The following is a 13,513-nucleotide window of genomic DNA, read 5'->3' on the forward strand; positions in this document are numbered from 1 at the left end:
AGGATCCTTTAACGATTAGGCTGCGGCGTCAGGCGCAGATAGGGCTTCACCGCTCGATACCCTTTGGGGAAGCGCTGCTTGATCTCTTCCTCGTCTTTGAGCGAAGGCACGATCACCACGTCGTCACCGTCCTGCCAGTTACCTGGCGTGGCGACCTTGTAGTTGTCGGTCAGCTGCAGCGAGTCGATCACCCGCAAGATTTCGTTGAAGTTGCGCCCGGTACTGGCCGGGTAGGTAATGGTCAGGCGCACCTTCTTGTTCGGGTCGATGACGAACAGCGAGCGCACGGTCAGGGTGTCGTTCGCATTCGGGTGGATCAAATCGTACAGGTCGGAAACCTTGCGGTCGGCGTCGGCGATGATCGGGAAGTTGACCACGGTGTTCTGGGTCTCGTTGATGTCATCGATCCACTTGTGGTGCGAATCGACCGGGTCCACCGACAGCGCGATGGCCTTGACCCCACGCTTGGCGAAATCGTCCTTGAGCTTGGCGGTCAGGCCCAGCTCGGTGGTGCACACCGGGGTGAAGTCGGCCGGGTGGGAGAACAGCACACCCCAACTGTTGCCGAGCCACTCATGGAAACGGATCTTGCCTTCACTGGAATCCTGTTCGAAATCGGGGGCGATATCGCCGAGTTTGAGGCTCATGGGGTGCGGCTCCTGTGCTGTGTTCTGGCCTTGTGAAGTTCAATGTGCCTGCATTCGGTTAAAAATAAAAAGAATAAATACTGATTTATTTATAACCTAATAGCATACGAAATTGCAGGCACAAAAAAGCCTCGCACTAGGCGAGGCTCCTTGTTCAGCTACGGCTTACAGGAAGTTGTAAGTGTAGTTGAAGATCAGACGGGTCTGATCCTGGTCAGCCAGGGAGCTGGTGCCGGTACCACGGTAGACACCGTGACGCAGGCTGGCGCCCAGGCCCTTGAAGGTGCCTTCCTGGATGACGTAGTCGACGCGGGCGTCACGTTCCCATTCGCTGAAGGTACCGTTGCCGTTGGCGTTCTTGCCGTCTTCACCTTTCAGGTAGGAGACCGAGGCTTTCAGGCCTGGCACGCCCAGACGCGCGAAGTCATACGAGTACTGACCGAAGGTGGTGTTTTCACCGGCCTTGGCGAACTGGTTGATCATGCTGTCGGTGAACAGGTAGAAGCTCGAACCACCGGCGCCTTCGTTGCGGCCATTGCCGTCAACCACGTTGCCTTGGTTCAGCCAGACGAAGCCACCGTCGTCATTGACGCGCTGGTGGCCCAGCATCAACGCATGGCCACCCAGGGTGTAGGTGAACATGGCGGTCCAGGTCTTGTTGTCGACCTCGCCAGCGTTCTTGGCATAACCGCCGTTGTTGCTGAAGCGGTAGCCGGCTTCACCGTTCTTGCCGTCGCTGCTGCTGTCGAAGTAGCGCAGGTCGGTCTTGAACGACTGGTCGTCAGCGATCTTGAACACGTGGGTCGCGCCCAGGAAGTGCTGCTTGTAGAAGTCTTCCAGGTTCGAGTAGTAGTACTGCAGGGTCAGGTCTGGAGTGAGCTTGTAGTCCAGGCCGCCGTAGCGGAACTTGTTGCTGTCCTGGGTAGCGCCCGCCACGGACAGGCCGGTACGGTTGCTCGAAGCACGGCCCATGGCGTGGGTCAGCTGACCGGCGTTGACGGTCAGGTTGTCGATTTCCTTCGACTGGATGGTGCCACCCTCGAAGGTCTGCGGCAGCAGACGACCATCGTTGGCCACCAGGATCGGCAGGTTCGGCGCCAGGGCGCTACCGTAATGAACCTCGGTCTTGGAGAAGCGAGCCTTGGCGTTACCGCCCACGCGCGCCCACTGGCTCACAGCAGAGCCGTCGGTATCGCTGGGGAAGAAGCTGCTGTTGTCAGGGTGCTTGCCGCGGCCGCCATCCAGGTGAATACCCCACAGGGCCTGGACATCGACGCCGAAACCAACGGTGCCTTCGGTGAAACCGGACAGGTAGTCGAGCTTGAAGCCCTGACCAGACTCGCGGTTGTCAGCACCGCCGTCACGGTTGTCGTTGTTGAAGTACATGGTGCGCGAGCTGAGCGACAGTTTGCTGTCTTCAACGAAACCGGCAGCGCCTGCTTGTTGGGCGAGAACCCCCAGTGCCACGGCCAGAGCCAGGCTGGACTTGTACATGTTTTGCTCCTCTACGTTCTAATTCTTGTGTATCTCTGGCGGCGGGGTCTGCTGCCCTGCTCACCGTGGATTGGCGATTTAGTCCCAAAGCGTGACCATGAAGTCAATCATTTCTAAACGTTTCGCGACTTTGGTCTAAGGCCACCTGCGCTACAGGATAATGACAATCCTATAAATCCAAAATGACCGTTTTATGAATTTCTAAGATTATTCCGGAATATCTTAGGAACCTTTACTGCCATTTGTTGTAGTCAGGTGCATCACTCATAACTTTCAGTTATTTGCAAACGTTTGCTCATAACCTAATTCCATCCCGGTCTAAGGGGCAAAGAGCCTAGCAGCCCTCTCGGTTTTCGCCATTGAGACAGGCCGCCGGCGATTCCCTGCTCTTGCCGCTCCTGCCTTACAGCAATTGGCTCCTAAGCTAATTCTAAAAAGTTATTTATTTTCGATTTCTTAGATCATCTAGTCTTCTCGCCATCCATCACATCGATTGCCTGACGAGAGGTTCACCATGATCCCGCACGCTCCGCTGCGCCTGTTCGCCGCCCTGACTCTCGCCAGCACCAGCTGGTTGGCCCAGGCTGCCGACCTGACCGTGGCTTACCAGACCACCGTCGACCCGGCCAAAGTGGCCCAGGTCGATGGCGACTACGAAAAAGCCAGCAAGGCCAGCATCGACTGGCGCAAATTCGACAACGGCGCCGATGTGATCACCGCGGTGGCCAGCGGCGACGTGCAAATCGGCTACCTCGGCTCCAGCCCCCTGGCCGCCGCAGCCACCCGCAAGCTGCCGGTCGAAACCTTCCTGATCGCCACCCAGATTGGTGCTGGCGAAGCGCTGGTGGCGCGCGACACCATTAAGACGCCACAAGACCTGATCGGCAAGAAAGTCGCAGTGCCCTTCGTCTCCACCGGCCACTACAGCCTGCTGGCGGCGCTCAAGGCGTGGAACATCGACCCCGCCAAGGTGCAGATCCTCAACCTCGCACCACCGGCCATCATTGCGGCCTGGAAGCGCGGCGACATCGACGCCACCTACGTCTGGGACCCAGCCCTTGGCGTGGCCAAGGAAAACGGCAAAGTGCTGATCACCTCAGGTGAACTGGCCGCCAAAGGCGCACCTACCTTCGACGCCTGGATCGTGCGCAAGGACTTCGCCGACAAGCACCCCGACGTGGTCAAGGCCTTCGCCAAGGTCACCCTCGACGCCTACGCCGACTACCGCAAAGACCCGCAAGCCTGGCTGGCCGACAAAGACAACGTGGCCAAGCTGGTCAAGCTGTCCGGCGCCAAGGCCAGCGATATCCCGGTACTGCTGGAAGGCAACGTCTACCCCTTGGCTGCAGACCAGGCCAACGCCCTGGGTGCGCCAACCACCAAGGCACTGACCGACACGGCTACCTTCCTCAAGCAGCAAGGCAAGGTCGACGCCGTGCTGCCGGACTACTCGCCGTACGTCAGCGCCAAGTTCCTGCCTAATTGACCCGGAGCCAGCCATGGCCTTGCTTGAACTGGAGCGCATCAGCGCACAGTACCCCGGCGCCAGCACCCCGGTGCTGGCCGACATCAACCTGAGCCTGGGGCCACGCCAACTGCTGGTGGCCTTGGGGCCGTCCGGCAGCGGCAAGACTTCGCTGCTCAACCTGATCGCCGGCTTCGTGGCCCCCAGCGGCGGGCGCATCAGCCTGGACGGCGTACCGGTCAAAGGCCCAGGCGCCGAACGCGGCGTGGTGTTCCAGGACGACGCCTTGCTGCCCTGGCAGAACGTGCTGGGCAACGTCGCCTTCGGCCTTGAGCTGGCCGGCGTGCCGCGCGCGCAACGTGAAGCCAAGGCCCGCGAGATGCTGACCCTGGTCGACCTGGAAGGGTTTGCCGAGCGGCGCATCTGGCAATTGTCCGGTGGCCAGAAGCAGCGTGTGGGCCTTGCCCGCGCGCTGGCAGCCGACCCACGGGTACTGCTGATGGACGAACCGTTCGGCGCACTCGACGCGTTCACCCGCGAGCAGATGCAAGAGCTGCTGCTGCAGGTTTGGCAGCGCACCGCCAAGCCGGTGTTCCTGATTACTCACGACATCGAAGAAGCCGTGTTCCTCGCCAGCGAGCTGGTGTTGCTGGCGCCCAACCCCGGCCGTGTGGTCGAGCGCCTGCAACTGGACTTCGGCCAGCGCTATGCCGCTGGCGAGTCAGCCCGGGCGATCAAGTCCGACCCACGCTTCATCGAAACCCGCGAGCATGTGCTGGCGCGGGTCTTCTCCCAACGCCAAAGCCTGCAGGAGCGCGCATGAGCAGCCTGGATCTGCCGGTCAACGGCAAGCGCGACACCCAACCCCGGCCTGCCGAAAAGACACGCCGCCCGCTTTCCACCCGCTGGATCAGCACCCTGACCCTGGCCAGCCTGCTGCTGGTCTGGTGGCTGGTGACGGCAGCCGGCTGGATCGAGCCGCTGTTCCTGCCCTCGCCCGGCGACATCCTGGCCAGGGCCTGGACCCTGCTGACCCAAGGCTACATGGATGCCAGCCTGTGGCAGCACCTGGGCGCTAGCCTGGGCCGCATCGGCCTGGCCCTGGTGGCCGCGACCCTGACCGCCATTCCGGTCGGTATCGCCATCGGTTACAACCGCGTGGCACGGGGCATTCTCGACCCGCTGATCGAGTTCTACCGCCCTATTCCGCCGCTGGCTTATCTGCCGCTCATCGTCATCTGGTGCGGCATTGGCGAGCTCTCGAAAGTGCTGCTGATCTACCTGGCGATCTTCGCTCCGATCGCCATCGCTACCGCTACCGGCGTGCGCACTGTCGACCCGACCAAGCTGCGCGCTGCGCAGTCGCTGGGCGCCAGCAAGGCGCAGTTGATCCGCCACGTGATCCTGCCCAGCGCCTTGCCCGACATCCTCACCGGCATCCGTATCGGCCTGGGCGTGGGCTGGTCGACCCTGGTGGCCGCAGAACTGATCGCCGCCACCAGCGGCCTGGGCTTCATGGTGCAGTCGGCGGCGCAGTTTCTGGTCACCGACGTGGTGGTGCTGGGCATTCTGCTGATCGCCCTGATCGCCTTTGCCCTGGAGATGAGCCTGCGCGCCCTGCAACGCAAACTGGTGCCCTGGCACGGGCAAAGCCACTGACCACGCCGGCATTTCGGCGCCCATAGAACAGATCGAGACCGACATGAGCCTGACCATCACCCCTCTCAGCCCGGCGCTCGGCGCGCAGATCAGCGGCGTGGACATCAGCCGCGCTATCACCGCCGAGCAGCGCGATGCCATCGAACAGGCGTTGCTCAAGCATCAGGTGCTGTTTTTCCGCGAGCAACCGCTCAACCCGGAGCAGCAGGCCAGCTTCGCTGCCCGCTTTGGCGACCTGCACATCCACCCGATCTACCCCAACGTGCCCGAAACCCCGCAGGTGCTGGTACTCGACACGGCGGTCACCGACGTGCGCGACAATGCGGTATGGCACACCGACGTGACCTTCCTGCCAACCCCGGCCCTGGGCGCAGTGCTCAGCGCCAAGCAGTTGCCGGCGTATGGCGGCGACACCCTGTGGGCCAGTGGTATTGCCGCGCTGGAAGCCTTGTCGGCGCCGCTGCGCGCGATGCTCGACGGGCTCACCGCTACCCACGACTTCACCAAGTCATTCCCGCTCGAACGGTTTGGCACAACGCCCGAAGACCTGGCGCGCTGGGAGGCGACACGGCGCAACAACCCGCCGCTGTCGCACCCGGTGATACGCACCCACCCGGTGAGCGGGCGCAAGGCGCTGTTCGTCAACGAGGGGTTCACCACGCGCATCAACGAGTTGAACGAGTATGAAAGCGAAGCGTTGCTCAAGCTGCTGTTCGCCCATGCGACACGGCCGGAGTTCAGCATTCGCTGGCGCTGGCAGGAAAATGATGTGGCGTTCTGGGACAACCGCGTGACCCAGCATTTTGCGGTGGATGATTACCGGCCTGAGCGGCGGGTGATGCACCGGGCGACGATCCTGGGGGATGCGCCGTTCTGAAAATTGATGGGGCCTGCACCGGCCTCTTCGCGGGGCAAGTCGGATCGCCGCACTGCCGCTCCCACAAGTACCCCGCTGCTCTCAGGCATTGTGCGGAATCTGTGGGAGCGGCCCTTGGGGTCTAGCGGACCAGGTGCAGGTACTGCATGTGCCGCTCGTACTGGTCGAGGATGTCGTTGATGATCTGCTCCTTGCTGTAGCCCACCAGGTCGTAGTTCTGGCTGCCTTCGCTCAGGTGCACCTCCGCCCGGTAATAGCGGCGGTTTTTCAACTCCTGCGTACCCAACCCACCCAATGCAAACGACGGCGTGAAATAGCCACGCATCTGCACCTGGTAGATGAATGGTTGCTCTTCACCATGGCCGATCTTCAGGCTGACGTTGTCATGGCTCGGGTCGTCCTGGGTAATCAGCACCAAACCCTTCTGCTCGAACACTTCACGCACATCGGCAATCGCCGGGCGCACCACGTCGTCCATGAAGCGGTACACCTCATCACGCGACGGAAAGTGCACCGCCTGGCTCAGGCGCTGGCGCCAGCCACCACGCCCTCGGCGTGACTGGGCGAACGGGGCCAGCGAATGCATCTGCGCGATCTGCCGCTGGGACTCCAGGTAGAACGCCTTGTGCAGCCCCCACATCATGCACAGCAAGATCAGCGAGAACGGCAGCGAGGTCAGCACCACCGCCGACTTCAGCGAATCGATGCTGCCGGCAAACAGCAGTGCGCTGGTGATCAGCGCGGTCATCGCACCCCAGAAGATCCGCAACCAGTTAGGCCCGTCTTCATCCGGGTCACCGCCCTTGGCCGACAAGGTCGACAACACCACGGTGCCCGAGTCGGCCGAAGTGACGAAGAACACGAAACTGATGAACACCGTCGTCGCGATCACCGCCTTGCTCCAGGGATACGTTTCCAGCAGCAGGTACAGGCTCATCGACGGGTTATCCAGGGCAGACTGGCCAAGCGCGGTCATGCCGTGGTTGATGACCTGGTCCAGGGCGCTGTTGCCGAAGATCGACATCCACGCCAGCGTGAAGCCCAGGGGGATCAGCAACACGCCGAAGACGAATTCGCGGATGGTGCGGCCACGCGAGATACGCGCAATGAACAAGCCCACGAAGGGCGCCCAGGCAATCCACCAGGCCCAGTAGAACACCGTCCAGCCGCCAAGCCAGTCGCGGTTTTCACCGTAGGCATAGACGTCGAAGCTCTTGCGTGGCAAGGCGCCGAGGTAATCACCCAGGTTCTGGATCAGCGTATTGAACAGGTGCTGGGTAGGGCCGGCGAACAGCACGAACAGCAGCAGGGCGCAGGCCAGGAACAGGTTGATGTCGCTCATCACCCGCACGCCCTTCTCCACCCCGGCGACCGCCACGGCCACCGCCGCACCCATCATCAAGGTGATCAGGGCCACCTGCACCCACTGGCTGTGGCTGATACCGAACAGGTAGTCGAGGCCGGCATTCAGGTGCAACACGCCAAAGCCCATGTCGGCGCCCAGGCCAAACACCGTGGCAATGATGCCGAAGCCGTCCACCGCGTAGCCGATCGGCCCGTTGATACGTTTGCCGATCAGCGGATACAGCGCCGAGCGCAGGGCCAGTGGCAGGTTATGCCGGTAGGCGAAGTAGGCCAGTGCCATGCCGACGAAGGCAAACACACCCCAGCCGTGCAGGCCCCAGTGCAGGAACAGGATCTGCATCGCCTGGCGCCCGGCCTCTGCCGTGCCCGCTTCGCCCTGGGGCGGCTGCAGCATGTGGGTCAGGGGTTCGGACACGCAGAAGAAGAACAGCGTGATGCTGATGCCGGCGGCAAACAGCATGCCGGCCCAGGACAGGTAGCTGAACTCGGGTTCGTCGTGGTCGGCACCGAGCTTGATCTTGCCGTAGCCGGACAAGGCGGTGACCACCACGAAGACCAGGTACAGCGTCATCGCCAGCATGTAGTACCAGCCGACCGTGTTGGCCGCCCAGTTCTGCGCCGCCAGCAACCAGTCGCCGGCAGCTTGCGGGTTGATGATGACCACCAGGCCGAAGAGAAGGATGAAGCTTGCCGCGAAATAGAACACCGGGGGGTTCATGCGGATCTTGCCATTGGCAAGGGAGGGGTTCGGTGCACTCATCGGGCATGCACCTCGTCGAGTGACGAAAGGTTCGGAATGAACGGGTTCAGCAAAGGAATCCTCCTGTTGAACACCGGCAGCGGACCAGCGTTTATCATTGAACAAGCGTTCAAGTTAAACATGGATCGGGATTTGATGCGAACCGGGGTGCTGATCGGTTTATGCCTGTACCGTCCCTTTCGCGGGGCAAGCCCGCTCCCACAGGTACCCCACCAGACCCGAGATTGGGGGCTCCTGTGGGAGCGGGCTTGCCCCGCGAAAGGGACCGCCAAGACCGTAGATAGCTTAGGTCAGTTCTTGTCCTGGCAATCGAGCTGCAGGTTCGCCTGGGTAATGTTGCTCTCGGCCGGCACGCTGCGGGTCAGCCACACGTTACCGCCAATGGTCGAACCCTTGCCGATGGTAATGCGCCCCAGGATCGTCGCCCCCGCATAGATCACCACATCGTCCTCGACGATGGGGTGGCGCGGCAGGCCTTTGTGCAGCGTCCCCGACTCGTCGCTGGGGAAGCGTTTGGCGCCCAGGGTGACGGCCTGGTAGATACGCACGCGCTCGCCGATGATGGCCGTCTCGCCGATCACCACCCCGGTGCCATGGTCGATGAAGAAACTCGGCCCGATCTGCGCCCCGGGGTGGATGTCGATACCGGTTGCCGAATGCGCCAGCTCCGAACTGATACGGGCCAGCAGCGGCAGGCCCGCCTGGTACAGATGGTGTGCCAAACGGTGATGGATGATCGCCAGAATGCCGGGGTAGCACAGCAGCACTTCGTCAACACTGCGCGCCGCCGGGTCGCCGTGGTAAGCGGCCAGCACGTCGGTGTCGAGCAGCACGCGCAAGTTGGGCAACGCCGCGGCAAAGGCCTGGATCAGGCGCAGGGCCTGGGCATCGACGGCCGCCAGGTCGCCCTGGCTTTGCCGGGCGGCGTAGCGCAGTTCCAGGCGGGCCTGGGCCAGCAGCGCGGTCAAGGCGGCGTCCAGGGTGTGGCCTACGTAGAAATCCTCGCTCTCTTCACGCAGGTCGACCGGCCCCAGGCGCATGGGGAACAGCGCCCCGCACAACTGTTCGAGGACTTGCCGCATGGCCTCGCGAGAAGGCAGTTCGCGCCCGCCCTGCTCGCCAATGCTGCGGCCATTGCGGCTGCGCCACTGCTCGCGGGCGCTGCGCAAACCACTGACGATGCTGTGCAGCTGCCAATGGGCGGATGTTGGTTGTTCGCTCACGGTGTTCTCCTGCCTGGGGCCAATCTGTCGTTATGCAATCCACTCTACGGCAAATCCATCCCTTGGAAAAAACAACGCTTTATTCCATCCTGCGCTAAGTCGGGCATAAGCCGCGATGACGGCGCCAGCATCCTGGCCTACCCTCAAAGCTGACCTGCACCGATAGAAAAACAAAAAAGGAATAATAAGATAATTTTTTATTATTTCCTGGCCTAAGCGGCCAACTCTATAGTCGCCACCCACCACTTCCACAACAAGCGCGGGGCCTGACATGTCGAAATTCGCCAAACCGCTACTCAACGCCAGCCTGGCCATCCTGCTGGGTGCTGGCCTGCTCAGCCAGGCGTTCGCCGGCGAGCAGTTGAAGACCATCCAGGAAAAGGGCGTGATCAACGTCGGCCTGGAAGGCACCTACCCGCCCTTCAGCTTCCAGGACGAAAACGGCAAGCTGAGCGGCTTCGAAGTCGAGCTTTCCGAGCTGCTGGCAAAGGAGCTGGGGGTCAAGGCTAAAGTTCAACCGACCAAATGGGATGGCATCCTCGCGGCACTGGAGTCCAAGCGGCTGGATGTGGTGATCAACCAGGTGACCATTTCCGAAGAGCGCAAGAAGAAGTACGACTTCTCCGAGCCCTACACCGTCTCTGGCATTCAGGCGCTGATCCTGAAGAAGAAGGCCGAGCAGCTGAACATCAAGACCGCGCAGGACCTGGCAGGCAAGAAGGTCGGCGTGGGCCTGGGCACCAACTACGAACAATGGGTGAAGCAGGACGTGCCGAAAGCGGACGTGCGCACCTACGAGGATGACCCGAGCAAGTTCGCCGACCTGCGCAACGGCCGCATCGACGCCATCCTGATCGACCGCCTGGCCGCGTTGGAATACGCGCAAAAAGCCAAGGACACGGAACTGGCAGGTGACGCCTTCTCGCGTCTGGAAAGCGGCGTGGCCCTGCGCAAGGGCGAGCCTGAACTGCTGGCGGCAATCAACAAGGCCATCGACAAGCTCAAAGCCGACGGCACGCTGGCCAAGTTGTCGGAAAAATACTTCGGTGCCGATGTCACCAAATGATCGCTGAAAGCCTGCAACTCGTTGTCGATTCCACGCCCTTCCTGCTGAAGGGCGCGGGTTATACGGTGCTGCTCAGTGTCGGCGGCATGTTCTTCGGCCTGGTGCTGGGCTTTGCCCTGGCCCTGATGCGGCTGTCGAAGATCCTGCCGCTGGACTGGCTGGCACGCATCTACGTGTCGTTCTTCCGGGGCACGCCGCTGCTGGTGCAGCTGTTCGTGATCTACTTCGGCATGCCGCAGATCGGTATCGAACTCGACCCGATCCCGGCCTCGCTGATCGGCCTGTCGCTGAACATGGCCGCCTATATCTGCGAAATCCTGCGGGCGGCGATTTCCTCGATCGACCGTGGCCAGTGGGAGGCCGCCGCCAGCATTGGCATGACCCGCACCCAGGCCATGCGCCGGGCAATCCTGCCGCAGGCTTTGCGCACAGCCTTGCCGCCGTTGGGCAACAGCTTCATCTCGCTGGTCAAGGACACCGCCCTGGCGGCGACCATCCAGGTGCCCGAGCTGTTCCGCCAGGCCCAGCTGATTACCGCACGCACCTTCGAAGTCTTCACCATGTACCTGGCTGTGGCCGTTATCTACTGGATACTCTGCAGTATCCTCGCGCACTTCCAGAACCGCATGGAAGCGCGGGTCAACCAGCATGACCAGGAGCATTGAGCATGATCGTAGTCAAGGGCCTGTCCAAGCAGTTCAAGGGCCAGACCGTGCTCAACGGCATCGACCTTACCGTGCAGCCGGGCGAAGTGGTCGCCATCATCGGCCCCAGCGGCTCTGGCAAGACCACCTTCCTGCGCTGCCTGAACCTGCTGGAAACCCCCGACGCGGGGCAGATCCAGATCGGCGCCATCAGCATCGATGCCAATCGCCCGCTGGGCGGTCAGCAAAGTGCGATCCGCCGGTTGCGTCAGCAGGCCGGGTTCGTGTTCCAGAACTTCAACCTGTTCCCGCACCGCACTGCCCTGGAGAACGTGATCGAGGGGCCGGTGATCGTCAAGAAGACGCCCCGCGACCAAGCCGTGGCGCTGGGGCGCAAGCTGTTGGCCAAGGTCGGCCTGGCGGGCAAGGAAGACGCCTACCCCCGGCGCCTGTCCGGTGGCCAGCAGCAGCGGGTAGCCATTGCCCGTGCCCTGGCCATGGAGCCTGAGGTGATCCTGTTCGACGAACCCACCTCGGCGCTCGACCCCGAGTTGGTCGGTGAAGTGCTCGCCACCATCCGCGGCCTAGCCGAAGAGAAGCGCACCATGATCATCGTCACCCACGAGATGAGCTTTGCGCGGGATGTGGCGAACCGGGTGATCTTCTTCGACAAGGGCGTGATCGTCGAGCAGGGAGAGGCCAAGGCATTGTTTGCCGCGCCCAAGGAAGAGCGTACCCGGCAGTTCTTGCGCAAGTTTCTCGGTACTGCGGCTTCCGAGTAAGCCTGCAGCGGCCTCTTCGCGGGTGAACCCGCGATAGGGCCGGCACACCCCGTGCACATCTCGACTTCTATATATATTCCAAAAGGTTAGTTCATAATCTTTTGATAAGCCATTAGGGTATATACACCGGACCACCGGACCAGCAAACGTCTGTCGCCATCAGCTGAAGCGACACATCTACTTTTGTGAGGTTAGGAATGGTCAGGATCACAATCACCCCAGTGCGTATCGCCAGGGCATTGAGTGCAGCCAAGGAGCGGTACTGATGTCCAGCCAGCCAAATACCCTTTTCCACAGCGACCTCGACAGCTCGCCCCTGCTGTTGCCAGCCAAGGTGCTGCGCAACGACGCCGAAGCCCTTCAAGCCGCTCGCGAGCTGGCCGATGTGGCCCGTGAGCAGGCCGCGCGCCGCGACCAGCAACGCAAGCTGCCGTGGGCAGAGATCGAGCAGTTCACCCGCAGCGGCCTGGGCAGCATCAGCGTACCCAAGGCCCACGGCGGCCCTGATGTCTCGTTCGAAACCGTCGCCGAAGTGTTCCGCCTGATCAGTGCCGCCGACCCGGCCCTGGGGCAGATCCCGCAGAATCAGTTCGGCATGCTGCAGTTGCTGCGCCTGACGGCCACCGAAGCACAGCAGGCGGTGATCTTCCGCAGCGTGCTGGACGGCTGGCGCATCGGCAACGCCGGCCCCGAGCGCGGCACCAAAGACACCCTGACCCTGAAGGCGAAGATCACACTCACGGGCGACGGCTACCGCATCAGTGGCGAAAAGTTCTACTCCACTGGTGCCCTGTTCGCCCACTGGGTGGCGGTCAAGGCGCTGGATGACGAGGGCCGCCAGCGCCTTGCCTTCGTCCGCCGTGGCAGCCCGGGCCTGCGCATCGTCGATGACTGGTCCGGTTTCGGCCAACGCACCACTGCCAGCGGCACCGTGCTGCTCGACCAGGTGCCGGTGGACGCGGAGCTGGTGATCGACAACTGGCGCCAGCGTGACATCCCCAATATCCAGGGGGCAGCCTCGCAGTTGATCCAGGCCGCCATCGACGCCGGCATCGCCGAAGCGGCCATCGAAGAGGCCATCCGCTTTGTGCGGGAGAAGTCGCGGCCGTGGATCGAGGCCAAGGTCGAGCGCGCCAGCGACGACCCTTATGTGATTGCCGATATCGGCCGCCTCAAGCTTGAGCTGCACGCTGCCGAGGCGCTGCTGCGCAAGGCGGCGCGGGTACTCGATGAGGTCAATGCCGCGCCAGTGGACGCAGCCGCTGCGGCCCGCGCTTCGATCGCCGTGGCCGAGGCCAAGGTGTTGACCACCGAAATCAGCCTGCAGGCCAGCGAGAAGCTGTTCGAGCTGGCCGGCAGCCGCGCCACCCTTGCCGAGTTCAACCTCGACCGCCACTGGCGCAATGCCCGGGTGCACACCCTGCATGACCCGGTGCGCTGGAAGTACCACGCGGTGGGGGCCTACCACCTCAACGGCACCCTGCCTGCTCGGCATTCCTGGATCTGATTTTTTGGCCCTGGGGGCTGCTGT

12 protein-coding genes are annotated in these 13,513 nt (G+C 62.4%); 8 read left to right on the plus strand and 4 right to left on the minus strand.

The genetic code is table 11. From position 1 onward, the window contains the following. Positions 1-8: 8 nt before the first annotated feature. Positions 9-647 (minus strand): peroxiredoxin, encoded by a 639-nt coding sequence (locus tag NP534_RS21470; RefSeq protein ID WP_274100033.1) that lies wholly within the window; start codon positions 645-647, stop codon positions 9-11. 165 nt (positions 648-812) lie between these two features. Then, positions 813-2,141: an OprD family porin gene (locus NP534_RS21475; protein WP_033703246.1), complete on the minus strand. Its 1,329-nt coding sequence runs from the start codon at positions 2,139-2,141 to the stop codon at positions 813-815. Positions 2,142-2,655: 514 nt separating this feature from the next. Between NP534_RS21475 and tauA the strand changes: the two genes are divergently transcribed. The 4 genes from tauA to tauD are packed head-to-tail and all read left to right on the plus strand — an operon-like array spanning position 2,656 to position 6,142. Next, positions 2,656-3,627: a taurine ABC transporter substrate-binding protein gene (gene tauA, locus NP534_RS21480; protein ID WP_274100034.1), complete on the plus strand. Its 972-nt coding sequence runs from the start codon at positions 2,656-2,658 to the stop codon at positions 3,625-3,627. Between the two features lie 13 nt (positions 3,628-3,640). Beyond that, on the plus strand, positions 3,641-4,429 hold the full coding sequence (tauB, locus tag NP534_RS21485) for a taurine ABC transporter ATP-binding subunit (RefSeq protein ID WP_274100035.1): 789 nt from the start codon (positions 3,641-3,643) through the stop codon (positions 4,427-4,429). Beyond that, positions 4,426-5,265 carry a taurine ABC transporter permease TauC gene (gene tauC, locus NP534_RS21490; RefSeq protein WP_274100036.1) on the plus strand — a complete coding sequence of 280 codons (840 nt, stop codon included), beginning with the start codon at positions 4,426-4,428 and terminating at the stop codon, positions 5,263-5,265. The genes tauB and tauC overlap by 4 nt, the downstream gene beginning before the upstream one ends. Positions 5,266-5,308: 43 nt before the next feature. After that, a complete protein-coding gene (gene tauD, locus NP534_RS21495; RefSeq protein WP_047582898.1) occupies positions 5,309-6,142 on the plus strand; it encodes a taurine dioxygenase in 834 nt (277 codons plus the stop codon). A gap of 121 nt (positions 6,143-6,263) precedes the next feature. Here the strand turns inward: tauD and betT are convergent, their stop codons facing one another. After that, positions 6,264-8,225 carry a choline transporter BetT gene (betT, locus tag NP534_RS21500; RefSeq protein WP_167334472.1) on the minus strand — a complete coding sequence of 654 codons (1,962 nt, stop codon included), beginning with the start codon at positions 8,223-8,225 and terminating at the stop codon, positions 6,264-6,266. 332 nt (positions 8,226-8,557) lie between these two features. Then, on the minus strand, positions 8,558-9,490 hold the full coding sequence (epsC, locus tag NP534_RS21505) for a serine O-acetyltransferase EpsC (RefSeq protein WP_033703256.1): 933 nt from the start codon (positions 9,488-9,490) through the stop codon (positions 8,558-8,560). A 271-nt stretch (positions 9,491-9,761) separates the two neighbouring features. Between epsC and tcyJ the strand changes: the two genes are divergently transcribed. The 4 genes from tcyJ (at position 9,762) to NP534_RS21525 (ending at position 13,489) form a co-directional block, all read left to right on the plus strand. Next, positions 9,762-10,556, plus strand: coding sequence for a cystine ABC transporter substrate-binding protein (tcyJ, locus tag NP534_RS21510; protein ID WP_095064963.1), 795 nt, complete (start codon positions 9,762-9,764; stop codon positions 10,554-10,556). Further along, entirely contained in the window at positions 10,553-11,221 is a 669-nt protein-coding gene (gene tcyL / locus NP534_RS21515; RefSeq protein WP_033703258.1) for a cystine ABC transporter permease, read from the plus strand. The genes tcyJ and tcyL overlap by 4 nt, the downstream gene beginning before the upstream one ends. A gap of 2 nt (positions 11,222-11,223) precedes the next feature. After that, positions 11,224-11,982 carry an L-cystine ABC transporter ATP-binding protein TcyN gene (gene tcyN / locus NP534_RS21520; protein WP_186660463.1) on the plus strand — a complete coding sequence of 253 codons (759 nt, stop codon included), beginning with the start codon at positions 11,224-11,226 and terminating at the stop codon, positions 11,980-11,982. Between the two features lie 265 nt (positions 11,983-12,247). Further along, entirely contained in the window at positions 12,248-13,489 is a 1,242-nt protein-coding gene (locus NP534_RS21525) for an SfnB family sulfur acquisition oxidoreductase (RefSeq protein ID WP_274100037.1), read from the plus strand. The last annotated feature ends 24 nt before the right edge of the window (positions 13,490-13,513 follow it).

The organism is Pseudomonas sp. 39004 (genome assembly GCF_028682155.1).
GTDB classification, from domain to species: domain Bacteria; phylum Pseudomonadota; class Gammaproteobacteria; order Pseudomonadales; family Pseudomonadaceae; genus Aquipseudomonas; species Aquipseudomonas capeferrum.